The following is a 25400-nucleotide window of genomic DNA, read 5'->3' as shown; positions in this document are numbered from 1 at the left end:
CCATTTTGAGAAGTGTGCTGGCGATCACGAAAATTAATGGCTATCCCCGCGAAAAACGAAGCTTTTTTCGGGGCTTATCCCCGCCTAAGGGCCTGGCGACAAGCTCTGTACATTTGGTTACTCAGCGAAACCAATCACTCACGGAAACGGCGAATTGATTCCTCTATTATCTCCTCAACGGCCCAACCGGGCTTACCGAAAAACACAATCTGAGGATTTAAAGATGAAAAAAGTATTAGCGCTGATCGTTGCTGCCACCATGGGCCTGTCTTCTGTTGCTTTCGCTGCTGATACTGCGGCTGCACCGGCACCTACTGCGGCTCCTACTACTGCGGCTCCTGCGGCTGAGAAAGCTCCAGCTAAAGCGACTCACCACAAGAAAGAACACAAGAAAGCCACCAAAAAAGCACCAGAGCAGAAAGCTCAGGCCGCTAAAAAGCACAGCAAAAAAGCGCCAGTAGCTCAGAAGGCTCAGGCTGCCAAAAAGCATCACAAAGCCGCCACCAAACCCGCTCAAAAAGCTCAGGCCGCTAAAAAACACCACAAAGCTGCCGCGACCAAAGCTCCAGTAGCTCAGAAAGCTCAGGCTGCTAAAAAGCACCAAAAAGCCGCAGCCAAACCCGCTCAGAAAGCCCAGGCTGCTAAAAAACACCACAAATCAAGCAAGAAAGCCGCAGCTCCTGCCGCTAAATAAGTGAAGATAGCGGAGCCGTCAAAGGTTCCGCCTCCTCTGCTGAATACTCTGACACCCGGTTTTCCGGGTGTCTTCTTTTGAGGTGAGGTCATCATGATGAACCGCTACCTGTTTGAAGTGATCTTCAGTGCCGTCACGCTATGTGGTCTGGTGGTTGCCTGGCAATTGTTCCTGGCCAGCAGCTTCCTGTAATTATTGCCCGATAGGCGTTTCGTGCAGGTGCAGCCAGCGTAGCCCGTCTGCGGTCTGAGTAAAGACCACGGTGGAATAACGCAGGGTCGCAGGTTGGCCTGGCAGCGTTTGCTTCTCGCGATAGTTGACTACGGCCCCCGTTGGCCATTCTGCGACCATCTTCATTTCTTCGATCGCAATCTCCAGCCCCGGCTTTGCAGCCCGATGCGCCTGGAAAAATCCCTCCAGTTCGTTGGACCCCAGCTTGCTGCCGTTTAGGGCAATCATGCAAAAATCTGCCTGAAACCGCGCCAAGAGCGGTTGCAGTTCCCCAGCTCCTTTTCCCAGCCAGTCGGCGATAGCCACATGGGCGTCAATCACTTCGGTAAAATAACGATTCATCAGGATCCCTGTTCAGCGTTGAGATGGCGCACGATGGCGCGGTTGGTAATACGCAGGCACAGCAGCATCGGGAACAGCGTACTGGCTGCGGCGAGATAAAAACAGTAACGATAGGCCATGAGCGCCTCCATATGGCCGAGCAACAGATTGAGCAACAGGCTGAGCAGGGTAACGCCAAAGCAAAAGCTCAACTGGCGGTTGATATTCCATAGGGCGCTGGCATCGGCCAACTGGGTGTCGGCAATGGTGAGAAAGGCGCAGCTTTGTGCCGTGCTGCTACATAGGCTGCCACCCAGCCCCATCAAGGCAAACGCGAAGATTTGCCAGCTATGCTGCCCGGCATCTCCGATCTGCGATAAGGCCAGCATCCCCAGGCCTTGCAAAGCGCAACCGGCAATAAACAGCGGGCGCGGGCCGCAACGGTTGAAAACCTTGCCGGTCAGGGTGATAGCAGCGAAAGAGGCCAGTGACCAGGGAACCATCAGCCCGCCCACCTGAGTGGCCGACATACCCAGCTGGTTTTGCAGGTACAGCATCGCCACCAGGCTGACGCCGATGAACAGACCAGGGATGCACTGGTAGACGATCATGGCGATACGCAATTGTGGGTCCCGCACCAACCGCAGGTTCAGCAGCGGGTGTGGATGGCGCAGGCTGTGCCGCAGGTAGTAAGCAAACACCAACAGCCCAGCGAACAGCAAGCTAGCGCCTTGCAACAGCAAATGGGGGTCGCTCAGACGGGTCAGGCCAAGCAGGATCAAGGTAAGTGCCAGGCAGGCGCTAATCAGCCCGGTGACGTCCAGCCGCTTAACCTCGCTGGCCGCAGGCTCGTTACGCAGCCACAGAACGGCCAACAGCAAAGCCAGTGCCGCCAGCGGCAGGTTGCTGTAAAACACCCAACGCCAGTCAAGATGATCGACAATCAGGCCACCCAATGCCGGGGAGAGCGCCGGAGCCAGCAGCCCCACCAGCATGATGGCGGCAGAAAGCCCGGCGCGTTCATGGCTGCGAAACAGCTGATAGGTGAGCGTTTGGCCAATCGGGATCAGCAACCCTCCGCCCATACCTTGTATCACCCGCCAGCCGATCAGTGCTTCGATCGAGCCAGCGCGGCCTGCCGCCGTGGTTGCCAGCATAAACAGCACCAACGACAGCAGAAAGACCTGCCGCCCGCCAATGCGTTGCGCTAGCCAGGCGCTGAGCGGGATCACCAGCGTCAGGCCAAGCAGGTAACCGTTGCTGATCCAGGCCAGTTGGCTGATGTTGGCCTGCAAAGCGTGTCCGATCGCCGGGTAGGCGACGTTGGCGATAAACATGTTGATCAGATCGACAAAGAATCCGAGCAGATAGACGATTGCCACTTTAGTGCGATAAGCCATGAAGCCTCCGGTTGAAGGCGTGCAGTGTAGCGGGCGGGAAAGGGCTGATAAATCGGCGCTGGGCGATTACACTGTCAAAAATATTTTGACAGTGGGTGGGTGAAAGATGCTCAATTTAGCCAGATTAGCGATGTTTGCGGCGGTGGTCGACACCGGCAGTTTTACCGCTGCGGCGGAGGCACTGGGGCAAACCAAGGCGGTGGTCAGCTTTAACATCAAGCAGTTGGAAAGCGAGCTAGGCGTTTCATTGCTGGTGCGCAGTACGCGGCGGCTGTCACTGACCGATGCTGGCGAGCGTTTTTATCCACGTTGCCAACGGCTATTACAAGATGCGGAGTACCTGCTCGACGATGTGCGTCGCGATCATCACGGCTTGAGTGGCATTCTGCGCATCACAAGCACGCCGGAATATGGTGCGCAGGTTGTGGTTCCGGCCTTGGCCGCCTTCGCGCAGTTGCATCCGCGCTTACGCATTCAGCACGTTTCTTCTTCCTATCACGCGGATCTGATTTCCGAGCGGTTTGACGTGGCTATCCGTCTGGGTCAGTTGGCGGACTCCAACCATCATGCGGCGCTGATCGATAACTTCGCTATCTTGCCGGTAGCGTCTCCGGATTATCTTGCACGGTGGCCGATCGCGTCATTGCCTCAACTGGCTCAGGCTGCCTGGCTGGCCCACAGCCGCCTCCCTTCGCCGCTGAGTTGGCAAGTGCTCACCCCTGAACGTCAGGCGGTGTTGTTCAGGGTGGAAGATGACGCCAGGCTGATGGCCGATAGCGCCACCGCGTTGCTGACTTTCGCGTTACAAGGTGCGGGGGTGGCCCTGCTGCCAGAATGGTTGGTACGGCCCGTTATTGCCAACGGGCAGTTATGCCACCTGCTGCCAGATCATCAGTTCCCGGTACAGAGCATTTATGCGCTCTATCCCAACACGCGCCATGTGCCTGAGAAGGTCCGAGCGTTTATCGATTTCCTGCGGGCGCGGATAGCCACGGCTGAATAAAAGCCAGCACGGCAGCGATGGTTTGCTGGTGGGCGCGTTCACGCTCGGTGGGGGACGATCCACAGATAAAGGCTTCCCCTTCCTCCGCTAATATCTCTGGGGCGGCTGGGGTACAAAGCTGTAAGAAATCGAAGTGATTGCTGCCCGGCAAGACGACGGCCTTGATTGGCTTCTGCCCGCTGTGCGTTGCCAACGACTCAGCTCCCAGACTTTCCGGATCGCTGCCCGGCATAAAGCGTTGTGCGGCGATAACCAGCAGCGGCGCGCTGATTTGGCGCAGGCTGGCCGGTTGCAGATAGGGCACCATGCCTGGGTCCAGGGCGATGGCGAAGCGGATGCGGGCATCGGTGTAATTAGCGTCAAACTGGGTGGCAGAGATGCTGTTTTTGTTAACACCGGCATAAAACAGGCAGTTAGGCGAGCGAGGCTGGCGCTGGCAACCGGCGATAAAATCCTTTAACGCGACTTGGCCGCCAATTGCAGATATCGCGCTGTAACCCCCTTTGGAATGCCCTGCCACACCAATGGCCTGTGCGTTGATCCGCGGCTGCCATGTGCCATCCTTGAGCATGGCATCGATCAGCGCCGAGATATCGCGCGTTTGTTGCCACAGTTCGAGCGATTTTGCCGGGATGGAATCACCGCTGGTACTGCCCGGATGATTGGCTGCAACCACGATCATTCCTTGTTCCACCAACGCCTTCGCCAGCCAGGCTTGGCTGCTATTGTTGCCACCGCTGCCGTGGCTGATGATCACCAAGGGAAAATGCCCGGTTGCCGGTGGGGCGTCTGGCAGAGCAGGGATGCCTGCAAATACCGGCCTGCCGCCAACCTGTTGCGGCTGGCCTTGGGCATGAGTGGGATAATAGATACGGCTAACCAATGGGCGATCGCCGTTATAAAACGTTTGCAGGCGGCTGGCAACCTGCCAGGGCGCGGCGGTGGCGACACTGCTAAACAGCAGGCACAAGATCCATAACTTTTTCATGATGACTCCTTCAAGGGGAAAACCAGACCATCGCATTCGCGTTCTCCTGGCGCGACCTCGATCGCGATCCAGGTCGTTAAGCGATTGTTTTAGCTGATTATGGTCTCTACACTGGGGCGTTCCCGAATAACCACAGAGGTAACATGCCGCTTATCCCGCTGTCTTTTCTCTTCAGCCTGTTGTGCCTGGCGTTGATCGTGCGCCTTGGTTGGCCACGGCCACACCGTTGGCTGCTACAGCTGTTGCTGTTGATCTGCGCCTGGCAAAGCCTGCTGGTGGGGATCCGTTTTGGCTATCAGCAACCTTGGGTCGCTATTTTACAACCGCTGGGGGCCGCTCTGATCCCGCCTTTGTGTTATCTGGTGCTGATGCTACAAGCCCGTGGGCCGATGGGCTGGCGCATTGTTGGGCATCTGACGTTCCCGCTATTGGTGCTATTGGCGCAGTGGCGCGTCTTGGCGGCGCTGGATGGGCTGATCGTTATTGGCTATCTCGGTTACGGCGCGGCTATTTTGCTGTACCTGCGGCGCGGTGAGAATGCCTTGCAGCAGGTGGCGCTGGCGGACAGTTGGCTGAGCTATCGCTTATGGTGCGGATTGGGCGGCCTGCTGATCGTCTGCGGCCTGACCGAGTTGGCGATCACCCTGGATTATTCGCTATTAGCCGGGAGGCATGCTGGCGCACTGGCGGCTTTTGGCAATGTGATGATGGTCTTGGGAGTCGGACTGGTGCTTGGCCGTGAGCGCCAACAGCAGGAACCCGAAGAACAGCCCTTGCCACCAGTGAAAACCGAGGCGCTAACAGAGGATGATGAGCACTGCTTTGAACTGATCAACCAGCGGCTCCGCCAGGACGATCTCTATCTGGAACCGGCACTGAACCTAGCCCGGCTAGCACGCAAGGTGGGCATACCGGCACGTAAGGTCTCCCAGGCGATTAACCAGCAAGCGGGGATGAACGTATCCCAATACGTGAATCAATTACGCATTCAGCAAGCGGCGCAGTGGTTGAGCAGCAGCGATCGCCCGGTGACCGAGATTATGCTGGAAGCCGGTTTCAGCACCAAATCCAACTTTAACCGTGAGTTTCTGCGGGTTCAGGGGATGAGCCCCAGCGAATGGCGTAGACAGCAGGCGGGGGGCCAATAGCTGCAGATTATTCCTAAACCAGAATGAGTACGGATAAATTAATTGTTTCATCTCCTGATTACGGTAAGGTCGCAAAGCTACCCAGAACTGATAGGAGAAATAGATGTATTTACGGCCGGATGAAGTGGCTAAGGTGTTAGAGAGTACCGGTTTTGAGCGTGATTATGTCACCGATCAGACCTACGGTTTTCGCAAGGGCGAGCACTACGTGTATGTGAATCGGGAAGCGCGAATGGGCAGAATGGCGTTGGTGATCCACCCGGCATTGAAAGAGAAGAGCCTCCATTTTGCCACGCCGACCTCGTTGATGCGTAACAGCGAGCAGTATCTTGAGTTTCCCCTGGATTTAAGCGGTGATACGCCCAACACGCGTTACGGCATTCCTCACGGTTTCAGCTCCCGCGATGCGCTCTCGCGCTACCTCTACAGCATGTTCCTTTAAACTCTCCCCCGTAAGCGGGGGAAAGCTTCACCAGTTGCCCAATGCTTCCCGGTTATAGCGTTCGTTGTAGGCCCGGCGGAACTGCGCCAGTTCAAACGCATCCAGATCCAGTTCGGCAAAGTAAAACAGCGCCGCCTCGGTGTGTTCGGCATGCAGTTCCGGCGACAGCCCGGCACGCAGCAGCGTTTCCCGCCACAGGCCAATCTGCTCATCGTCCGCCTGCTTGATAAACGTCAGATAGATAAACAGCATATAGGCGGCCTGATGCATCTCTTCGGTATAGCCGTTGTTCAACATGCGGATAAAGCTTTGGCTGTGGCGGTTGCCCATTTCCTGCAGCATGGACTCCACCAGCATCGGTTTTACTTTCAGCAAATGCGCCAGTGAATCTATCGCCTTGCGGGTGTCGGAGGTCAGGACACGATAACCAATAATGAAAACTACGATCAGGGCGGCGATGATGATCCACGTCATGTATGATTTTTACCGTCTTGGTGCGCAGCATCCGCGCCCGAAATTGTCAGTGTTGCTCGCCGCTGAAATTGTCTGCGGCCCGTTGTTTATTATGGACATGGCGATTAAAGGTGGCGGCATCTTGTGCCAGCGCATCCAAATGGGCACCCAGCATCTTGATCTGCTTGACCAGGGCATGCTGTTCCGGCACCGAACTGGCGGTGCTTAGTTTGTTGACCAGCTGTTCATTCTGCATGCGCAGCGCGATTTCACGCCGTTGCGCTTCGGCCAGCTGCTGTTGCAGAGCCTGGTAGCTTTGTTGCCATTCACGGTGCTGCTGTTCGAAGCTGGCTTGTAACTCATTCATTGCATTCTGAAACTGGATTTCCAGCTCGCGCATATTCATGGGTTGGATCCTTTGCGGCACTCAATAATGGCCTGCAGTATAACGAAAACCGCTCACAACCTCACCCGTTGCCGTCAATTCCTTGCTTGCAACCCTGGCAAGGCGTTTTACAATCAAGCCATTCAATAGCCCGGCGGTGGGTGAAATCTCCCGAGAGTGATGTGAAATGAGCAACGAAGAGAACGATTTTTTTGCCCAGGCGATGGCCGATGTGAGGCCGTTATCCGCAGGGCAATCCACGCTGTACCTCAAGGCGCAGGATCCCGTCGATAAACGTGCTCGCCGGGAAGCTCAGGCGTTACAGTTGGAGAACTTCCTCAGCACCGGCTTTCTGGACATTATTCCCTGCGATACCCCGCTGGAATATAAGGGCGAAGGTATTCAGCAAGGGGTGCTAGACAAGCTGCGTCACGGCCACTATCCACCGCAAGTAAGCCTTAATCTGTTGCGTCAGCCGGTCGAGAACTGCCGCCAGGCGCTGTTCCGCTTTATCATCCAGGCGGAGAAAGACAGCCTGCGTTCGTTGCTGATTGTGCATGGCCGTGGGCGGACAGATCAAAGCCATCCGAATATCATCCGCAGCTACCTGGCCAAATGGCTGGGGCAGTTTGAGCAAGTGCAGGCGTTTTGCCGGGCACTGCCACGTGACGGTGGTGAGGGGGCGTGCTACGTCACCTTGCGTAAGTCTGCCGCAGCCAAGGCGGATAACTTCGAACGCCATGCCAAACATAGCCGCTAAGGTGTGAGCATGGCGGCGCAGGGGAGCGCCGCCACAGGGGAGCGTTAGCGTTTAAACCACTTATAATCCAGAGAGTAACGGCCAGCACCGGTGACGGCAAGCAGCAGCAGACCGGCGATAATACTGATGTTTTTAAAGAAGTTGATTTCGTTGGCGATCATTTCTGCCCCGCTAAAACGCCAGAACGGGTGGCCGATAAAGGCGGTGCCCAGCACATAGAGCGCATAAATGATGGCTATCGGCCGGGTGAAGGCCCCCAGCACGATGAAGATACCGAAAATGAACTCCACCACCACGGCGACAACCGCGGCCAGGTAAGGCATTGGCGTACCGTAGCCCTCCATCGCCGTGACCGTGGCACCAAAGTTGGTCAGCTTCATCCAACCGAAAATCAGAAACAGGATCATCAGCAAAATTCTGGCCAACAGAATGGTGCCGTCTTTTACACTTTCGCTCATTGTGAACCCCTTAACCACTACCCAAAATAGGTTGCTGTACCTGGTAAATACTAGATCAACTTCACATTTTATCTAGGGAGATGGCGTGAGAGAGCTCACGGAATATCAGCAGACGCCGAAGTCGCCGTCTTCGTGATAGGGGTTCACTTCGTTGGCCTGCACCTCGGTGCGTTGCTCTACCCCCAGTTCGACCCAACTGCATATCAGCGCCTCTCCATCCTCTTCGATAACGGTCATTTTTGGCCCACCGGTTTTACGCTGCACAAAATCACCCACGTTAAATGACATATCGTTTCTCCAGATCTGTTTGGGGGAAAACTGAGTATAGGAGACCGGAGGGATCCCTCTATAAACATTTCTCAGTTGCCACCTTACGCAGGGGCGTGCCTGCTTAGATGCCCGATAAATTGTCGTTTGTGCCTGAATTGGTTAAGTATTATGCTGGCAGCAGGAAAATCACGCTATTTAGGGAACATCATGACAATTGAAATTCGCCCGGCGGTGAAAGCCGATGCCAAGCTAATTCTGGATATGATCATCGAGCTGGCCGTGTACGAAAAGGCTCGTGATGAGGTGCGTACCAACCAGGCAGAGATCGAGGAAAGCCTGTTTGGCCCCAACGCCTGCGCAGAGGCGCTGATTTGCAGTGTCAACGGCGAGCCAGCAGGCTATGCGGTGTTCTTTATGAGCTACTCGACCTGGCTGGGTAAAAACGGCATCTATCTGGAAGATTTGTACATCACACCCAAGTTCCGTGGGGCGGGAACGGGCAAAGCCTTGCTGCGCCATATCGCTCAGCTTGCTTGCGAGCGCCGTTGCGGACGCCTGGAATGGAGCGTGCTGGACTGGAATCAGCCAGCGATTGATTTCTATCTCAGCATTGGTGCGGCTCCGCAAGATGAATGGGTGCGCTATCGTATGGAAGGCAAGGTACTCGAGCAGTTTGCCATGTCTTGATCTGCGCTTGGAAATGCCGCCGGTAGAGGAAGTTCAGAGCGAGCCTGAACCGGAAAGCCACGAAGGCGAAATGGTAAGCGAGAGCGAGTAAGTTGTACCGACAGTGAAACGGTGTTGTCCTGAAGTTGCCCAGATCCGTTTGCTGTGAATAAGCTTGGAAAGTATTGGGGGGAGGCAGCCTCCCCAATATTGGATGTTTTAACGATATTTAATAAAGCGAAAAGCCATTACGCAGCGGGTTTTTGTACCGCCAGGATAAAGATCATCGGGCGTTCTTTTTCTTCATCCAGTGCTGGGTTGTCGGCAATCTGCTGAGCCGAGGGACCCCACTCGTTCAGGTAGCGGATGGTGAATCCCTGCTGGACCAACAGATTGATATAGGTGCCCAGCATACGGTGCTGCTTGATCACTCCTTCCGCCAGCCAGTTGGAAATACGCTGTCCTTCTTGCTGGTAGCCATTGATTGGCCAGGATTTTTGCCCTGCCTCATCCACCAACCAGCCCTGATGCTTTGGCGCAGTATAAATCGGGTGCTCGGCGGTAAAAATAAACTCCCCACCACTCACCAATGCCTGATAAACGGTTGCGAACAGCTTGCTGAGGTCTTCGATATAGTGCAGCGTTAGCGAGCTATAGACCAAATCAAAGCTGGCTGCTGGGAGCTGTAACGCCTCCAGATCCTGCTGGCGGTATTCAATCGCCGGATCTTTAGTCATCTCTTTTGCCTTGCCCAACATCTTCTCTGAAAGATCCATTCCCAGTACCTGGGCTGCACCTTGTTCACGAGCACTGCGGCAGAACCAACCGTAACCACAGCCAAGATCGACCACCTTTTTGCCCTGCAAATCTGGCAGAATGCTGCGGATAGTTGACCATTCCGGTGCGCCATCTAAACCCTGTACCGAACGGCTGAGCTGTGCATAGCCGTCGAAGAAGGTTTGATTGTCATAGATATTTTGTGACATAACGTCTCCTGTATTAAATAAACCGCATAACAGCGCGGCGCATTAATGGTATTCGTTCAGCAACTGACTGCCAACAAAAAAAGGCATAATGTAGCGACCACAGAATAAATCAGGAGCTTGGGTGAATATTATTTCGGTGCGTCAGGAGCCAGCCTATCGCGATGTGGCTATCGATTATTTCCAGCGTCAGTGGGCATCGCCAGAGACCATGATGCTGTATCAAGACTCGATAACCCATTGTATCGATGCGGTAAACCCGCTGCCGCAGTGGTATTTGTTGCTGGATGGGGAAACCGTTGTGGGTTGCGCGGGTTTGATTACCAATGACTTTATCAGCCGTATGGAGCTGTATCCGTGGCTATGTGCATTGTACGTCGATGAACAGTATCGCGGGCAGGGATGCGGCGCATTGTTGGTCAATCACGTAGCCAAGGCCGCAGGCGAACTGGGATTTCCCCGTTTGCATCTGTGTACCGACCATGTGGGTTATTACGAGAAATTGGGGTTCAGCTTTGATGGGCTTGGTTATCACCCGTGGGGTGAGTCGTCACGGGTCTATTCGTTGGATGTTGCCTAACCTTGATGTTGGGGGCGCAGCGGCGCCCCTAAGGTTGGGCATCTCGCTATTTGGGTTGGTTCCAAGGCATTTTGGCCAACAGCGTCGCCATCCCGCAAAATCCGCTGATACCGGCAAATAGCAATCCAGCACCGACAAAGCCGGACAACAGGAAGAACAGGGGAGAGATTACATACCCCAAGATTGTCCCAGCCAGAATAAGGGAGCCAGCAGCAATCTGCACCTGTCGCATGAGGGGAAGTGGCTGGTTGTTACCCTTGATGACAGCCAATCCCTGTTGCTTCCAGCCGTTGATACCGCCTTCAAGCAGATAAACCTTGGCAGGCGTTGCGGCCCCTGCCAATAGCGCTGCGTTTTCTGCCGTACGGCGGCCAGACTGACAGTGAAAAATCACCACATCCTGTTCACTAACGGCCTGCGGTTTGCCACCTTTCTCAATATCAGTCAGCGACAGCAAGCTGGCTTGGGCAATATGCTCGTGGGCATACTCATCCTTTCCGCGAATATCCAGCAACCGTGCTCCCTGCATGATTAATTTTTGCGCTTGCTGGGCAGTTATCGTTTCTATGTTCATGGTGTCCTCAGGGGCAATAGATGACTTTTAGCGTGCTGATGACCTGCTGCACGGCGTTATTTTTAATTGAGTAGTTGATGCGCTGCCGATCGCGGGTGCTTTCAATCAGCCCTTCCTCGCGCATCTTGGCCAGATGCTGTGAGGTCGCTGATGGACTAAGCCCGGTAGCTAGCGCCAGCTCACCGGCACTGGTGCCTGGCGCGTCCACCAACATACAAAGGATCAACAGGCGGCGGGGGTTGCTCATGGCTTTGAGCAACGTCGCGGCGGCATTGGCGCTGGCAAGTAGTGAGGCGTTTTCGTCAGTCATTAATCATTTTAGTATTTGCTAAATTTAGTAAATGCTAAAGTAATTGACGGGAAAATGCACGTGTTTTTTCAAGCGTCAGACAAAGGCCAAACTTGGGTTCATTCACAACGATATATACCGGCTATAGGGAGCGGCGCGTGAGGCCTTCGTAAATCAGCTTAATGGCGAAAGCCCCGATTAGCTAACGCTCCTACGCCTACTGTGTGTGGTAGGCGTTAAGATCTCATCACCGCCATTTATGTCGTTCTGGCTGCATGTGCTTTGCTTCGGCGGCTTTTTTGGCACTGTGTGGGGCCTGTTTATGTGGTTTACCGCCTGGCTTGATGATGGCGCTATATCACTATTGGCGAAAACGGGTAAACAAGCTGCCGGACTGGGGCAGTCTTTAATTGGTGAGTGGGGGCAAAAGTCATTCACCTGGGCCCCCAGCAAGCTGTGCTGTCAGCCTTTCGGCAATAAAGCACCAATCAGTGAGGTAAACACGCCTCCAGTGGTAAAGGCATGCGCTGTTTTGTATTCCTCACCCTTAATGTCTTTAAATCTGGCAAGGGCCGCTTGCGGGGAGGTGGCTTGCAACTCTTCAAATTGCTTGGCATAGCCTTTATCTAACAGGTGCTTTTGATTATCTGCGAAATCAGGTACAGAGTTATCCAGTACCACAATCTGCTCGCCCTTCACGAAAAAACTGTAAATCACCATAGTATCTTCCTTAAGTTAGTGTCACGACGATCCCAGGATCGGATGAGTGTTGTGTGGTCTATTTTCGCATAGGGCGACAAATCACAACCATTGCTATTGCGCTGCAAAATGGGAAAAATGCCAGGTGTAGCCAAGGGAAAATGGCTTCATAGGAAGGAACCAATGCGGCGTCAAGCTGGTTGCCAAGCAAGAAATTTCCCGCCAGTACCGCACATCCTCCGGCTGAGGCAAGCGCACCATAGTGTGCGCCCAACGTCGATTCGTTAGCAAACCATGGGATCAAGTCTTTCACTGAAGGCACCAGCAGCATTTGCCCCAGGGTCAATAACGTCACAAAACAGGCCGCAGGTAAAAGCCGGTATCCGTTTTCTGGCGGAGGGGTAGAAGCAAACAGCGAGACGCTAAGAAATGAGACGGAAATAAGCAGAAAACCCACGGGCAGGATGCGCGCAGCCCCGATGTGACGAGCAAAGCGTGCAAGCGGTAACTGTAGGGCAATAATCAGCAGCGATGCCAGCATAAACAACGGGCCAAGATCTTTTTCGCTGCCGCCGGCACGTTGGATCTCCACCGGCAGCGCAAAATATAACTGGTTATAACTTAACAGCCACGAGCTATAGGCGATAATAAAAGCGACAAACCGTGGTTTACCGAATGTCGTCCACCACGGAAGGATGTTTAGTGTCTGTTTTCTGACATTCGTAGCTGGAAGGCAGAAAAACAACACCACCAGTGCTATCACGAAGATACCCGCCCCCGCCAGTGCAACCTGACGAAAACCCAACCCTGTCAATAATGCTCCTGCCACCGGCCCCAGTACAGCCCCCAGCTCTCCGCAAACCGCAAACAGCGCAAACCATTCCGCCCGGCTGCGTTTCCCTTGTAATTCGCTTTGCGTTCCAGCCTTTGCCAGTAACGCTTCGATTGATGGAGAGAACAGGGCACCGCCGATGCCTGTAAGACAGGCACCAATGATAATCGGAGATAGTGACTCGCCAAGAGCCAGTAGCAGGTAGCCTGCCACACGGATCATGCAGCCGCAGAGGATAATGATACGTGCGCCGTAGCGATCGGATAATGCGCCGCCAACGATAAACATGCCTTGCTGAGAAAACGTTCGCAAACCTAATATCAACCCGATGAGTCCGCCGGACAGCATCATGTCGTCGCGTAAAAACACGGCCAGAAACGGCACAACGGCGTAAAAGCCAATATTAAAAACAAACTGGCTGCCCAGTAATACAGGCGGCCAGACCTGAGTCACTGACCGCAGAATTGGCAAAGGCATGCTAATAACCCGGTATTAAGCGATGTAGTGGATATGTTTTTTTCCGTGGAAGGGCGAAATTTCAATCTTGGTCTCTACTTTGAATACATCCCAAAGCAGAGACTCTGTGAGGATCTCCTGCGGGCTACCAGCGGCGACGATCTGCCCTTGTTGCATTACAATCAACGAGTCGCAGAACATGGAGGCGTGGTTGAGATCGTGAATAGCCACAATGCTGGTCACTGGCAGTTCGCTGACGAGTTTCATCAACTGTATCTGATGACGGATATCCAGATGGTTGGTCGGTTCATCCAGGAGGATCTCCGTCGGCGATTGTGCAAGAGCTCGTGCAATGTGAACACGCTGGCGTTCGCCACCCGATAAACTCTGCCACCCCTGTTCACTCTTGCCGAGCATATCCACGCGCTGGAGCGCGGCGGTGACAGTATCGTCATCCTGCGTGGTCCAATTGGAAAATGGAGAGTGATGGGGAATTCGCCCCAGTTTGACCACGTCGACAACGCGCATATTGGCCTCGGTCATGCCGTGCTGTTCCACAAAGGCCACCCGACGCGCCAACTGCTTTTTGGTTATCTGAGCGATATTTTGCCCGTCCAGCGTGACAGTACCTGAGTGGGGGCGCCGTAATCCAGCGAGGATCCGCAGCAGTGATGACTTTCCGCAGCCGTTAGGGCCCAATAATCCGACGGTTTCACCACTCGAAACGCTCAGCGAGACGTTGTTGACGATGATTTTTTTACCCACACTCCAGGTAATATTTTCAGCGGCGATACTCATCACTTATTCCTTGAGCGGTAGATGATAACGGCAAAGAACGGCACGCCAACCAGCGCGGTGACCACGCCGACCGGAAGACTTTGCGGGGCTATAAGTAAGCGCGAAGCTATATCGGCCAGCACCATCAAGATGGCACCTGCCAATGCGCAGGTGATAAGTAACCTGCGGTGCAATGGCCCAAAAAAGAAGCGCATGACATGCGGAACGACCAAGCCCACAAAGCCGATGGAACCTGCCATGCTGACGATGGTTGCTGTAATCAGTGCAGTGATGGTGAACAGGAGCAGGCGGACCCAGGGCACGGCGATGCCTAGCGAGGCGGCCGCATCATCGCCAAAAGTAAAAGCATCCAACGCTCGAGAATAGTAAAGGCACACTGCAAGCCCTACCAACACGACTACCAGCACCAGTTGAAATTCTGGCCATCTCACGCCGCTGAAACTGCCCAACAACCAGAACATCACGTCACGCGCCTGCTGCGCGCTAGCGGATGTGCTGATGGTGTAAGCGGTAATCGCGTTGAAGAGCTGGGACGCAGCAACGCCCGCCAGAATGGTGCGCTCATTGCCTCCACGTGCGCCATTGGTCAGAAAGGCGACAAAGGCAAAGGCGGCGAATGCCCCCGCAAATGCCCCGGCGGAGAGCGACACGGCACCGGTACCTATGCCCAATACGACCACTGACACCGCGCCGGTTGAAGCGCCCGCAGAAACGCCAAGCACGTAAGGCTCTGCCAGCGCATTTTTCAGCAGACTTTGCAGCACCGCACCGCATATGGCCAACCCGGCACCGCAGCAAGCCGCAACAAGCGCACGGCTCAGGCGAAAGTCCCAAATCACACTTTCGTAAATGCGGCTAAGGGGCACTTCTGTCAGCCCGAGTTTATTGCTTATGGCATAGAACACGCTTCGCAGCGGGATAGAAAGCTCACCCACGCTAACGCCAATCGCGATCACCAGCACTAGCAACACCGCTGAAAAAACAGTCGACGCGGCTAGCAGAAACGTCTGTTTCATCGGTTGCGCCACTGCTGTCATTTATCTAGCCCAAGATTTCTGAGCTGTTCGCCAACTTGTTCTGCACCATAGATGGTACGAATCGTTGGGTTCATTGCCTGGCCGTCCATCACGACGATGTGGCCTTTTTTCACCGCATCTAATTGACTAACAGCAGGATCGGTTTTGAGAAATTTAATCTTTTCTTCTGCGTTATCGAGCGCCCAGCGATTTCGGTCAAGGCTTGAAACCACAATCACATTGGGGTTGGCGGCAATGATGCTTTCCCAACCGACGGTTGGCCACTCAGTCTCTGAGGTGATGGCGTTATGGCCGCCTAACAGATTAGCGATAAAACCGGAGGCGCTGTTCTTGCCGCCGACATAGGCGTCAGAGGAGGGGGAAGAGCTAGAGAACCAGAAGACAAACGAAAGATCCTGGTTGTTTTTTCCGAACTCCCGGCGAAGGTCTGCTTCGCGTTGTTTAAAATCGGCAATTAACGCCTGGCCGCGATCTTCGACGTTGAAGATTTTGGCAAAGTCTGCAATCTCTTGATAAAGGAAGGTCATGTCCCACAGTTTTTGGCGGCTACCGTACATATCGCCAATGTCTTTTTTGGTTGCACACATACCCGGAGACATGTAGCTATTCACGCCAACGGTGGCGAGATCTTCGCGCTTGGCGACTTTACTTTCTGGGCCGAGCAGTAAAGGCAGTTGTGCGGGAACAAAGTCAGGGTCTTGCGCAAGAATGGATTCCAACGTTGGTATTTCTACCGTCAGCGTTTTGATTTTCTCATTCTGTTCAGCCAGTTGCGGCAGCACTTTAGTCGGCCAAAACGCACTGGCGACTATCTTGTCCTGCAATCCCAATAGCAGCAGAATTTCGACGGTATTTTGTCCCAGTGCGACGACGCGCTCGGGGGCTTTGGTAAACGTCTCTTTATAGCCACAATTCTCAATAGTTAGAGGATACGTGGTTGCCAAAGCAGAGCTGGCCGAGGCGAGCACCATTCCTAACGCATAGATGACCTTTTTCATTTTACACTACTCTTAACGGAATGAGTTTTGACTGCGGAAACGCAATGATAATGAAAATTATTTATTATGCGATAAAAATTTACTGCTTAACCCATGGAAAACCACGCATTAAATACCCATCAAGACTAGGGATTAAGCGGTGAAAAACACGTCAAGTAGGGTATGAGGCCGTGAGGCCGGTGAAGATGGAATGAAAATTGCTTGCGTATCTTACACGTGCCAACTTGCTGATGTATCAAGTTGGGGTGATAAGAAAGTAAAGGGATGAATGAACCTGCTGAGGGTGTCTGGTACTTATCCACAGTAGTATGCGCTTACTGTTATCCTGCTGGCTTTTGGCCTATCTTTTCTCATTGGCATATCAACAGGCATGGCAGGAGCTGTTATCAGTTTGCTAATAATCGCAATAGTCGGTTTTGTGGCTAAGAAGGCGATTTTATATGAAAATTTTATATTTAGACGATGAATCTCTTATATAAAAAACATCATATATATTCTAATTTTTTTTTATAATCTGGTATCATTTTAAGCCCTATTTTAAAGGGTAAATTTCATAAAAAGTCTAACTACTTTGGTTAGTGGTGGCTTATGTTAGAAAAAAATTAATTGATTTTAATGATTGTTTGATTATAGTATGAGTCAATCATAAATAATAAAGCATCTAAAAATTATGAACGGAATAGATATTGTAAAAGATTCATGGCTATTCGATGAGCATTTCAAGGGGATCACCGGGCCGCTGATTGTAGCAATTTTTTTATGGTCAATTAGATCAATAAGAAGAGTTTTTTTCCCATTCTTCTGGATCTTCAAAAATAATCTTTCGTCTGGGTTTTTAAAACTATCAGTAGACGATAAAATTAATGCCTTGAAATTAATAAGTGAATATAAAGAGACTGATGAGAAATATGATGTTTTAATGAAGGAATTAAAGCTAAAACAGTATGGTTTATTTTACCCATTGCCTATACTACAAATCTTATTTAACTATATTTATGATAAAAATATCCGTATGAATAGTATTGGTTTTTTGTCTTTTCTTGATTGCAATCAGATTTTTGATTATGACAGAAACACAATGCCAACACATTCATTAAGAAAAATAATATTATTTATGATAGCTCATACCGCATTTGTTGCTCTTTTAGTTTGCTACGTTTTTGAAGTATTCGAGTTAGTTGGGTCATTGTATCATGCTCGTGTAAATTTCATTAATATAATAACAATGCTAGCAATGCTCATTATTGTCATCTATACAGTTAGAGTTATTTATATTATTGTCGAGAATTCAATCTCTTTCATCTGGGCTATTGTTTTTTCAAAAAAACTAAATGACTATTCATTTTTAAGAAAAAGAAAAGAATTAATTGATAAATACAAAGTAACACCTAAATAATTCTGATAATGAATCATTAAAATGCTGCTTTACTAATACGATAGGTGATGTTTTAGATGGCTTTATTATCCGGAGGCGATCTTTTTTATCGACTACGAATTTGAAACTAAGGAAGATGTGTGATTAATTTCTGACTGAACATACATAGGGCGACTTGGGAAATTAGTGTTCTCTTGTTCTCTTGTTCTCTTGTTCTCTTGTTCTCTTGTTCTATAGGTTTGTGATTATTATTAAACCTTATTAGTTTCTTCAAGGCAGCGCGGGAAAGGTAGATGCCTCCACCTTATCAAAGACGTAGTTTTCTGATACGTAACCGAACGGTTACCTCGTGTTGTACGATTAAAATAATGTAATAAGTTGAGGAGGATTAACTGAAGCGGTTTTCGGCGTAAGGTAATAGATTGTTGATCCGACTGTTAGGCCAGGTCGGCAAGCGGGTCAGCACATCACGCAACCAGTTGTAAGGGGAGTGGTCGTTTAGTTTGGCGATTCACAACAGACTCAGGATAGATGCCATCCGTTGCCCGGACTGCAACGACTAGGCGATGAATCAAAGCGAAAGGAGAAGGTGTTGATATCAGGCATTGCACCCCAAGGCCGCTTTCGCGACCTTAGGCTACTGTCTACAGCCATTAATTTTCCACTGTTTCGCTAACAATAATCATTGTATTTTCTCTCCTCAGAATACCTTCATTCAATAAACCTTCTATGACTTCAGATATTGTTTTTCTCAAGACACTGCTTGTGGCTCTGAATCCCAACATTCTGGAAACAGATGAAATGATTTCGTCATCAGTCGCTCCTAAGTTTCTTGCCACGACTGCATTGATGCCGACGGCTATTTCTTCAGGGGCAATCATTTCAGGTTTTCTCAGACCAGATGACAGAACGTTCTGTCGATTTCGGAGCGTAATTTCTGAGGTACTACACATAAGGAAATTCCCAGCCTGCAATATCGTTCCTTTTTTGCATGCGATATTGATTGCCTGATTTACTGCCGCTTCTATTCTTGCCCCGGCACGCTGTAACCCCCATGCGGTTCTTAGGCGTGTAACGACTTCACTGACATGAATTGGTGACTCGGTTTGAACGATTTTTTCAATCAGGTCCACCAGAATGCTTGCTGGTGTTTCATGCAGCTGCCAATTGGCATGAAACTCAGGGGTAGACTCGATATAATTTTCAACATGTTCAAGGCTCTGTTCAGAATCGACGAGACTAATTTCTGTTACAGACTCACGTTCAATAGTGATAATTTCAATCGGCACAGCCCTGGTATCAGAACTTCTGCGATCCGAACGAAGGGCAAGTTCATTTTTTGCTGTTTCGATTGCTTCGACAGTGCGTTGCAACTGTTCTTCTGGTCGCTGGAACCAGTCGGAGCTCCAAATTCGGTGAATAATCCACCCGTGATCCTCCAGCACGGATTGGCGTAATCTGTCACGCTCACGGGCGGACCGAGAGGAATGATAGGCTCGACCATCACACTCAATGCCAATCAGATATCGTCCTGGCATATCAGGATCTGCAATGGCTAAATCGATAAAGAATCCAGCAATGCCAACTTGTGGATGGACCTGGTAACCTCTTTTTTGAAGTGCGTCAGCTACCTGTTCTTCAAACACACTATCCATTGCACGATCGGATTTTTGAGCCAAGGATAAACGTCCTGTGCGAGCGTATTGAAGAAACAGTTTGAACGCAAAGACACCTTTGCCTTTTGCCCGCTCAAGATCGATATCTTCGTCAGTGATTGACGCAAAAACCTCACAACGTCGTTTTGCTCTACTTATCAGAACATTCAAGCGGCGTTCTCCCCCTTCTGCGCCTAGAGGGCCGAAACGCATAGCCATGTAACCATTGGTGTTTTTGGCATAGCCAACGGAAATCATAATCACATCGCGCTCATCTCCCTGAACGTTCTCTAAGTTTTTAACAAAGAACGGTTCATTTGGATGGGCATGGAAGAAATCTTCCAACTCCGGGTTCAGGCGGCGTAATACCTCTAGTTCGTCCTGGATGGCTTTTCGCTGCGAAACCGAGAATGTCGCAACACCCAGAGACAGCCCCTTATGATTTTGTGCATGTTCCATTATTGCTGTAGCTACGCGTCTTGCTTCCACCGGGTTAGAGCTGCTGCTTCCCGATTCAAAAACGCCATTTTGCACATGATGAAATAACAATCCCATTCCGGCTTCTTGAGTGTACGGGCTAGGTACTATAAAGAGTTTATTCTCATAAAATTGGCTGTTAGATACGGCAATTAATGACTGATGGCGGCTGCGATAATGCCAACGCAACATTCTCTGCGGTAACCCTCTCGCGACAAATAATCCCAATACGCTCTCGATATCTGCCACTTGTGAAAGTTCATCATCATCCTCACTATCCGATTCTATCATCCTAGAGAAAAAGCTGGTTGGGGGTAATTGTCGCTCATCGCCTACGACAACAACTTGCCCGCATCTTGCAATGGCGCCGATGGCATCAACAGGTTGGATCTGGCTAGCTTCATCCATCACGAGAAGATCAAATTTTTGGCATCCAGGTACCAGAAATTGTGCAATGGATAATGGACTCATCATCATTACTGGTTTTAGAGCTTGTATCGCTAAGCCAGCTTTTAGCATTAGCTGCCGGATTGGCATATGCCCCCTCTTACGTGCCATTTCTGCACGCAGAATACCAACAGGACCAGCACCACCTATTTGAGATGGAATTCTACGATGATGTGCTCTAACCACTTCAAAGCTGGCTGCTTTGATACGCTTACGATCCAGGTCAGAAAATTTTTCTACTTCTCTGGAATGAAGCTCTCCATCAAATCGAACAAGTTCAGGATCTTGTTCCACCATTAATGCCAATAAAGATTCATAATAAGTGCGTTCAACAGCGGTGAAGCTGTTTTCTTGCGTAAGGCTTCCATTTGCAAGTTTTTCAATAAACTCGCTCATGCCTAGTTTTTTAGCTAAAGAAGCTCGGTATTGCCAAGCAACCCATTTGGAAAGCTGTTCTGAATTATCCATCCACAATAGCAACTTAGTGCCTGCGGCCAGTATTGATAACTCATCAATTGAACCCACTTTAAACAGTGTCTCAGTTTTTGAAGCTAATCTTATCGACAGATTATCGATAATGTTGATAAAATTAATACCTGTCTGTTGATATTGATTTGCAAGTTCCGCCATTTCATTTCGATTGTTGATGTTGGCTGCAATAAAACGTAAATCCTGATGTTGCTCTATCCAGTTAGAAGCCTGCATCAATGATTTCCAATCGGAATCACTTTTCATCCAGCTATTCGAAAATGCCTGAGCACCTAGAATATCCAAAGAGTCTATTGTCTGAGATAGTTGCTGTAACTTTATGACCTTCGATAATAAATATCGCCTTTCACTCAAAATATCTGGTGGGTTTTTAAATAGCTCTCTAGATCTTTCGTCAATCCAGATTAACTTTTTAACATGTTTCTCGATAAAGTTAAGTGGTACGCGACTTATAGAGAAGTTATTTTCAAAAAATTCACTTGGAGACAAATCGAAAGCATTCCATAGAGTATCTAACTGAACGCTTACCTGTTCAAATGTGATATTAAGTTGATCAACTTGGCATTTGACTAAATCACGGTCAGCAAGGCGGCTAGCAAGAACTCGAGTTTCTGTATTGAATTCTTTTAATGTCCTCATCCAATCGATGAGTGCTAACAATAGTTGGCTATTGCTACTTTCCCCACGCCAATCACTGCCAAATGCGGATTGTCCAAATGCATCGAGCTCTTTTATTTTTTTTCTTAATGATTGTACTTCCAGCAGTTTATCTAATAATTCAACTTGCAATGGAATTGGCATTGAAGGATCGCGAATAAGGGATCGCACAAAAGCCCGTGATTTTCGCCATTCACTGCTGAAAAACCGAAGTGGATCAGTTTGTACTGCCAAACTGTTTCTCGCAGTAATAACGTCAGCTTCCCAGGCAACCCCTTGTAGTTGGTGTTCAATATTAGAATACGTTTCGGTTAATCGTATTATCGAGTTAACGAGGTCTGAAGCTTGTTCAACACCTTGCTCCCAAACGGATGCAATGAGGGCTTCGGGGCTGACTTCGGGCACAGAGGCCACCTTTTCACCTAGTTCGATTAACTGCTTGATATTTTGGCAAGTATCCAGTCCTGTTTGGGACCCTAATTCAAGCTGTAGTTGACGTGCTTCAGCCAGCAGCTTTGTCAAAGACCTCTGAAGAGGAATTGCAGTGGCAAAGCCTGAGGGTAGTAAACTATCCGGAAGCGCATTTAATTCAACCTCGAGTTCAGTAAGAGGCATCTTTAAATTTTCAACTACAATCTCACTCTCAATTTCTGTAAAAACCCTTTGATAATCAAGGCCTAAATTAATTAGATTATTGATCTCTACTAGTTGAGTTTTCCATATTGGCGAGGTTAATGCTTCCACTGAGAGATTGGGCGCGCTGTTAATGTGCTCCGTAACCACCACGAGCTCATCAATATCTTTGAATGTATTTGGAGCAGGGAATAATGCTACATCTCTTGCCAGCGCTATAGTTTTCGAATAAAACTCTGCTAGTTGGATTAGCACACCGTTAATATCTGAGACTAAACGCTCTACCTCGCTGGGTATAATTCTCTCAAGACCAACGCCATGCCACGGGTGATTATCAGGTATCCCAATATCATTTACCCTATCTAAGAGTTCTTTTGTAAGCTCTAAGCGTTTTGTTAAGTCATTGCTGCTCCACAATTCGATGCCGTGCAAACGGAAATTTGTTGGGGCTTGACCAACCTGACGTAAGCGGACTAAGTGACCCATGACTTGATATGGAGTGAGTTCCGAAGGGCTATAAACCTTATGGATCCTGGCTGGATGCTGGTTTAATAGGTCTCGCACTTCGGTCAGATTATCTATCAATGTGTCCGAGAATTCTCCACGTGGGGAGCCTAATTCCCAAACTCTTTTAAGTTCTTCCAGGAAGGCGCGTTTGTTTGTTTTGTTGCTGTGTAGCTCTAGACAAGCATCGCCAACGCCGGACTGATCAAGGCGACGCTTAACAACCTCTAAAGCAGCCATTTTTTCAGCAACGAAAAGAACTGTTTTTCCATCCGCTACAGCAGAAGCAATGATGTTTGCGATAGTTTGTGACTTACCTGTTCCAGGCGGTCCCTGTATGACCAAACTTTTACCCCGACGGACCTCATGAATCGCAAGAGTTTGTGAACTGTCGCTATCCATGATGTGCAACATATCTTTTGGTGGAATAATAGGGTCGATCGGTTCATCTTCGGATAGCAGGCTGTCATCCCCATCAAACCCATCCGACATCAGTGCACGGATAATGGGTTGGGTGGTAATACTATCTTTGGCGGGCCAATTAGCAGGATCTAGATCGCGATACATTAAAAATTTAGCGAAGGAAAATAGGCCCAAAGTGATATCATTTTCTAGAACTTGCCAATCAGGCTTAAGGCTGACTGCTTCAGCGATATCTGACATGTAACTAGTAATATTTAATTCATGATTATCATTTAGTCTCAGCTCTGGAAGAGTAAGTTGGTGAATTTTTTCTAAAAAGGCCTCCAGAGAAAGGTTCGCGATAATTTCTTCGTTCCTTGCTCGTAGTTTAAACCTTTCACCGACATTGCCACGTTCAAGGGTTACAGGAATTAAAATTAATGGCGCATAGCGAATATTTTCTTTATTAGCAGGATCTATCCATTTTAACGATCCCAGTGCTAAATAAAGAATATTGACACCTTGTTCTTCCTCTAACGTTCGAGAGTCGTGATAAAGGTCCAATAGCCTTTTTTGTAACCCTTTAGCCGTCAGCCTTGTTTGGAGTTTTGTATCTAAATGTTGTGCTTTTGGAGTATCATCTTCTTTGAATGGATAGAGAAATGTTTCAATGTTATCATTCGTTTCTTCACTTTCCTGGTTATCATCATCTTTGCCAGTTTTCCCATGCAGGAAGGTAAAGGTTTTTGCTTCAATCACTAATAGCTTATAAATATCTTCAGAGCGCTCATCACACACATCAAGAAATTTTGACGTCCGTGCTCTGGGAATGTTGAGCAATCTATTTCTAGCACCTAAATCAAGCAGTTGCGCTCGTGCTCTTTCAAGTTTTTGCTCAAGGGAGAATGCATTGCTTTGAAATAGTGTCCCTTCGTTATCATTCATACAATTATTAGTCCGTCATATTGTTCTTGTTAACCCCTACGCTATCTGAGATATCATTGCGGTAGGATGCTATGAAAGAGTGCTGATGAATATTTTATAATAATTTGATAATGACTTTACTCCAGCCCCGAGAGGAAGTGAAGAGGGGTATTCTGGTTTAGGTCTCTGTTTTTGCGTCTTTTGACGAGTGGTGGCAAGATTTCCTTTCTAAGGCTCGATTAGACAGAGGGGGAGATTGGGGGCGATTTACACGTTAGATAGGCTATTTTGATGTTGATAGGAAAATTCTTATCTATTAAAAGTTTCCCCCATAAAGTCGCTAGCCTCATCATCGAGGAGCGTAAGTTTCAAACACAAAAAAGCCCGCAACGTGAATTGCGGGCTTTTTCGTCACTGTCGCCGGGTCTATCTGGTATCACTGGCGACCTATTTGGTGGAGCTGGGGGGATTTGAACCCCCGTCCGAAATTACTACACCGTCGGCACTACATGCTTAGTCCAATCTTTACATTCGCCGGTCAGCTGCGGATGGACACGCCACTAACAAACTAGCCTGATTAGATTTAGCACTTCAGCCCCAGGCAGGACTTCCATGCGATCTCTTTTGGGTTTGACCTCTCTTGATCCCCGTCTTAAGAGCGGAAGCTAGGGAGAGAGGGCTCTAAGCAGGGTATTAAGCTGCTAGTGCGTAGTTTTCGTCGTTTGCGACTATTTTTTTGCGGCTTTTTACGAGGCAAACCGCCCCTCGGCATGCTCCTAGGGCTTCGCAAATCCCGTCGAATCCAGAATCAGCCCCAAGTACTTTGTGCAGTATAACAGAAGATTACCCTGTTAAGCCAGCGGCTTAACGATTGGCATGCTTCATGATACGGGCTTTCGCCGTCTGCCACTCACGATCTTTGATGTCATCGCGCTTATCGTGTTCTTTCTTACCTTTGGCTACGCCAATCTTCACTTTGCTCCAGGCATTTTTCCAATACATGGAGAGGGCGACGACGGTATAACCATCGCGGGTAACGCGGCCGATCAGTGAGTCTAGCTCACGTTTTTTCAGCAGGAGTTTACGGGAACGTGTTGGATCGCATACCACATGAGTTGAAGCGACGTTCAGCGGCGAAATGGTGGCGCCAAACAGATAGGCTTCACCGTCGCGGAACATCACATAACTGTCGCTGATGTTAGCTTTGCCAGCACGCAGTGATTTTACTTCCCAACCTTGCAGGGCCAAACCCGCCTCGATCTCCTCTTCGATGGAGTATTCGAAACGTGCTCGCTTGTTTTGTGCAATGGTCGCGGAACCGGGTTTGTATGCTTTTTTCTTTGTCATAGTGCGCTCATTATACTGGATGACG

Annotated in this window: 27 protein-coding genes, 1 other RNA gene and 1 pseudogene; 10 read left to right on the top strand and 19 right to left on the bottom strand. The window is 49.8% G+C overall.

What is annotated here, in order from left to right:
• Positions 1–223 precede the first annotated feature (223 nt).
• The gene (gene asr / locus KGP16_RS20200) at positions 224–694 is read left to right on the top strand and encodes an acid resistance repetitive basic protein Asr (RefSeq protein WP_021807631.1); all 471 of its coding nucleotides are present in this window, start codon (positions 224–226) and stop codon (positions 692–694) included.
• 192 nt (positions 695–886) lie between these two features.
• Here the strand turns inward: asr and KGP16_RS20195 are convergent, their stop codons facing one another.
• Together KGP16_RS20195 and KGP16_RS20190 are read right to left on the bottom strand one after the other, a co-directional pair.
• The gene (locus KGP16_RS20195) at positions 887–1267 is read right to left on the bottom strand and encodes a DUF4440 domain-containing protein (protein ID WP_115160030.1); all 381 of its coding nucleotides are present in this window, start codon (positions 1265–1267) and stop codon (positions 887–889) included.
• Positions 1267–2646: an MFS transporter gene (locus tag KGP16_RS20190; RefSeq protein WP_166733200.1), complete on the bottom strand. Its 1380-nt coding sequence runs from the start codon at positions 2644–2646 to the stop codon at positions 1267–1269. The genes KGP16_RS20195 and KGP16_RS20190 overlap by 1 nt, the downstream gene beginning before the upstream one ends.
• 106 nt (positions 2647–2752) lie before the next feature.
• Here KGP16_RS20190 and KGP16_RS20185 point away from each other — a divergent pair, with 106 nt between their 5' ends.
• Positions 2753–3649: a LysR family transcriptional regulator gene (locus tag KGP16_RS20185; RefSeq protein ID WP_021807634.1), complete on the top strand. Its 897-nt coding sequence runs from the start codon at positions 2753–2755 to the stop codon at positions 3647–3649.
• Here the strand turns inward: KGP16_RS20185 and KGP16_RS20180 are convergent.
• Entirely contained in the window at positions 3609–4637 is a 1029-nt protein-coding gene (locus KGP16_RS20180) for a dienelactone hydrolase (protein ID WP_223500246.1), read from the bottom strand. The genes KGP16_RS20185 and KGP16_RS20180 overlap by 41 nt on opposite strands.
• A 143-nt stretch (positions 4638–4780) precedes the next feature.
• On the opposite strand from KGP16_RS20180, the gene KGP16_RS20175 reads away from it, so the two are divergent.
• Together KGP16_RS20175 and KGP16_RS20170 are read left to right on the top strand one after the other, a co-directional pair.
• Positions 4781–5785: an AraC family transcriptional regulator gene (locus KGP16_RS20175; protein WP_021807636.1), complete on the top strand. Its 1005-nt coding sequence runs from the start codon at positions 4781–4783 to the stop codon at positions 5783–5785.
• A 103-nt stretch (positions 5786–5888) separates the two neighbouring features.
• A complete protein-coding gene (locus KGP16_RS20170; protein ID WP_021178947.1) occupies positions 5889–6227 on the top strand; it encodes a DUF2002 family protein in 339 nt (112 codons plus the stop codon).
• Between the two features lie 27 nt (positions 6228–6254).
• On the opposite strand, the gene KGP16_RS20165 is transcribed toward KGP16_RS20170, so the two are convergent.
• Complete coding sequence (locus tag KGP16_RS20165) at positions 6255–6701, bottom strand: DUF1198 family protein (protein WP_059201588.1); 447 nt, start codon at positions 6699–6701, stop codon at positions 6255–6257.
• Between the two features lie 46 nt (positions 6702–6747).
• On the bottom strand, positions 6748–7086 hold the full coding sequence (locus tag KGP16_RS20160; RefSeq protein WP_021178945.1) for an MbeD/MobD family mobilization/exclusion protein: 339 nt from the start codon (positions 7084–7086) through the stop codon (positions 6748–6750).
• Between the two features lie 166 nt (positions 7087–7252).
• Between KGP16_RS20160 and smrA the strand changes: the two genes are divergently transcribed.
• The gene (gene smrA, locus KGP16_RS20155) at positions 7253–7825 is read left to right on the top strand and encodes a DNA endonuclease SmrA (protein WP_037376550.1); all 573 of its coding nucleotides are present in this window, start codon (positions 7253–7255) and stop codon (positions 7823–7825) included.
• 44 nt (positions 7826–7869) lie between these two features.
• On the opposite strand, the gene KGP16_RS20150 is transcribed toward smrA, so the two are convergent.
• Together KGP16_RS20150 and KGP16_RS20145 are read right to left on the bottom strand one after the other, a co-directional pair.
• Positions 7870–8283, bottom strand: coding sequence for a DoxX family protein (locus KGP16_RS20150; RefSeq protein WP_059201587.1), 414 nt, complete (start codon positions 8281–8283; stop codon positions 7870–7872).
• 105 nt (positions 8284–8388) lie between these two features.
• Positions 8389–8571, bottom strand: coding sequence for a YodC family protein (locus KGP16_RS20145; RefSeq protein WP_223500245.1), 183 nt, complete (start codon positions 8569–8571; stop codon positions 8389–8391).
• Positions 8572–8760: 189 nt separating this feature from the next.
• On the opposite strand from KGP16_RS20145, the gene KGP16_RS20140 reads away from it, so the two are divergent.
• Complete coding sequence (locus tag KGP16_RS20140; protein ID WP_024530931.1) at positions 8761–9240, top strand: GNAT family N-acetyltransferase; 480 nt, start codon at positions 8761–8763, stop codon at positions 9238–9240.
• 227 nt (positions 9241–9467) lie between these two features.
• Here KGP16_RS20140 and KGP16_RS20135 read toward each other — a convergent pair whose 3' ends face one another.
• Positions 9468–10205 carry a bifunctional 2-polyprenyl-6-hydroxyphenol methylase/3-demethylubiquinol 3-O-methyltransferase UbiG gene (locus tag KGP16_RS20135; protein WP_223500244.1) on the bottom strand — a complete coding sequence of 246 codons (738 nt, stop codon included), beginning with the start codon at positions 10203–10205 and terminating at the stop codon, positions 9468–9470.
• A gap of 121 nt (positions 10206–10326) precedes the next feature.
• On the opposite strand from KGP16_RS20135, the gene KGP16_RS20130 reads away from it, so the two are divergent.
• Positions 10327–10782 carry a GNAT family N-acetyltransferase gene (locus KGP16_RS20130; protein WP_179249282.1) on the top strand — a complete coding sequence of 152 codons (456 nt, stop codon included), beginning with the start codon at positions 10327–10329 and terminating at the stop codon, positions 10780–10782.
• Between the two features lie 46 nt (positions 10783–10828).
• Here the strand turns inward: KGP16_RS20130 and KGP16_RS20125 are convergent, their stop codons facing one another.
• Both KGP16_RS20125 and KGP16_RS20120 read right to left on the bottom strand, forming a co-directional pair.
• A complete protein-coding gene (locus tag KGP16_RS20125; RefSeq protein WP_179249281.1) occupies positions 10829–11356 on the bottom strand; it encodes a rhodanese family protein in 528 nt (175 codons plus the stop codon).
• A gap of 7 nt (positions 11357–11363) precedes the next feature.
• Positions 11364–11666: a helix-turn-helix transcriptional regulator gene (locus KGP16_RS20120; RefSeq protein WP_223500243.1), complete on the bottom strand. Its 303-nt coding sequence runs from the start codon at positions 11664–11666 to the stop codon at positions 11364–11366.
• A 238-nt stretch (positions 11667–11904) separates the two neighbouring features.
• On the opposite strand from KGP16_RS20120, the pseudogene KGP16_RS27575 reads away from it, so the two are divergent.
• Both KGP16_RS27575 and KGP16_RS27725 read left to right on the top strand, forming a co-directional pair.
• Positions 11905–11967, top strand: a pseudogene (locus KGP16_RS27575) (hypothetical protein); the annotation flags it as partial.
• Between the two features lie 22 nt (positions 11968–11989).
• A complete protein-coding gene (locus tag KGP16_RS27725) occupies positions 11990–12055 on the top strand; it encodes a hypothetical protein (RefSeq protein ID WP_342454129.1) in 66 nt (21 codons plus the stop codon).
• Between the two features lie 52 nt (positions 12056–12107).
• Here KGP16_RS27725 and KGP16_RS20110 read toward each other — a convergent pair whose 3' ends face one another.
• From KGP16_RS20110 to KGP16_RS20090, 5 genes are read right to left on the bottom strand one after another with little or no spacing between them, the layout of a single operon-like run.
• Positions 12108–12365, bottom strand: a complete 258-nt coding sequence (locus tag KGP16_RS20110; protein ID WP_209530198.1) for a hypothetical protein — start codon at positions 12363–12365, stop codon at positions 12108–12110.
• 58 nt (positions 12366–12423) lie between these two features.
• A complete protein-coding gene (locus tag KGP16_RS20105; protein WP_223500242.1) occupies positions 12424–13653 on the bottom strand; it encodes an MFS transporter in 1230 nt (409 codons plus the stop codon).
• 15 nt (positions 13654–13668) lie between these two features.
• A complete protein-coding gene (locus KGP16_RS20100) occupies positions 13669–14430 on the bottom strand; it encodes an ABC transporter ATP-binding protein (protein WP_179249277.1) in 762 nt (253 codons plus the stop codon).
• Complete coding sequence (locus KGP16_RS20095; protein ID WP_223498240.1) at positions 14430–15446, bottom strand: iron ABC transporter permease; 1017 nt, start codon at positions 15444–15446, stop codon at positions 14430–14432. Before KGP16_RS20095 ends, KGP16_RS20100 begins: the two co-directional genes overlap by 1 nt.
• Before the next feature lie 17 nt (positions 15447–15463).
• Complete coding sequence (locus KGP16_RS20090; protein ID WP_223500240.1) at positions 15464–16465, bottom strand: ABC transporter substrate-binding protein; 1002 nt, start codon at positions 16463–16465, stop codon at positions 15464–15466.
• A 670-nt stretch (positions 16466–17135) separates the two neighbouring features.
• Here KGP16_RS20090 and KGP16_RS20080 point away from each other — a divergent pair.
• Positions 17136–17861: a hypothetical protein gene (locus KGP16_RS20080; RefSeq protein WP_223500239.1), complete on the top strand. Its 726-nt coding sequence runs from the start codon at positions 17136–17138 to the stop codon at positions 17859–17861.
• Positions 17862–18228: 367 nt separating this feature from the next.
• On the opposite strand, the gene KGP16_RS27720 is transcribed toward KGP16_RS20080, so the two are convergent.
• The 4 genes from KGP16_RS27720 to smpB form a co-directional block, all read right to left on the bottom strand.
• On the bottom strand, positions 18229–18306 hold the full coding sequence (locus tag KGP16_RS27720; RefSeq protein ID WP_371822717.1) for a hypothetical protein: 78 nt from the start codon (positions 18304–18306) through the stop codon (positions 18229–18231).
• 187 nt (positions 18307–18493) lie between these two features.
• The gene (locus KGP16_RS20070; RefSeq protein WP_223500238.1) at positions 18494–24049 is read right to left on the bottom strand and encodes a DUF3320 domain-containing protein; all 5556 of its coding nucleotides are present in this window, start codon (positions 24047–24049) and stop codon (positions 18494–18496) included.
• 431 nt (positions 24050–24480) lie between these two features.
• Positions 24481–24844, bottom strand: a transfer-messenger RNA (tmRNA) gene (gene ssrA, locus KGP16_RS20065).
• A gap of 48 nt (positions 24845–24892) precedes the next feature.
• On the bottom strand, positions 24893–25375 hold the full coding sequence (gene smpB, locus KGP16_RS20060; RefSeq protein WP_021178921.1) for an SsrA-binding protein SmpB: 483 nt from the start codon (positions 25373–25375) through the stop codon (positions 24893–24895).
• Between the last annotated feature and the right edge of the window lie 25 nt (positions 25376–25400).

It is taken from the genome of Serratia sp. JSRIV006 (assembly GCF_019968685.1).
Classification (GTDB): domain Bacteria; phylum Pseudomonadota; class Gammaproteobacteria; order Enterobacterales; family Enterobacteriaceae; genus Chania; species Chania fonticola_B.
The sequence above is the reverse complement of the archived record's forward strand: the minus strand, read 5'-3'. Positions and strand labels throughout refer to the sequence as shown.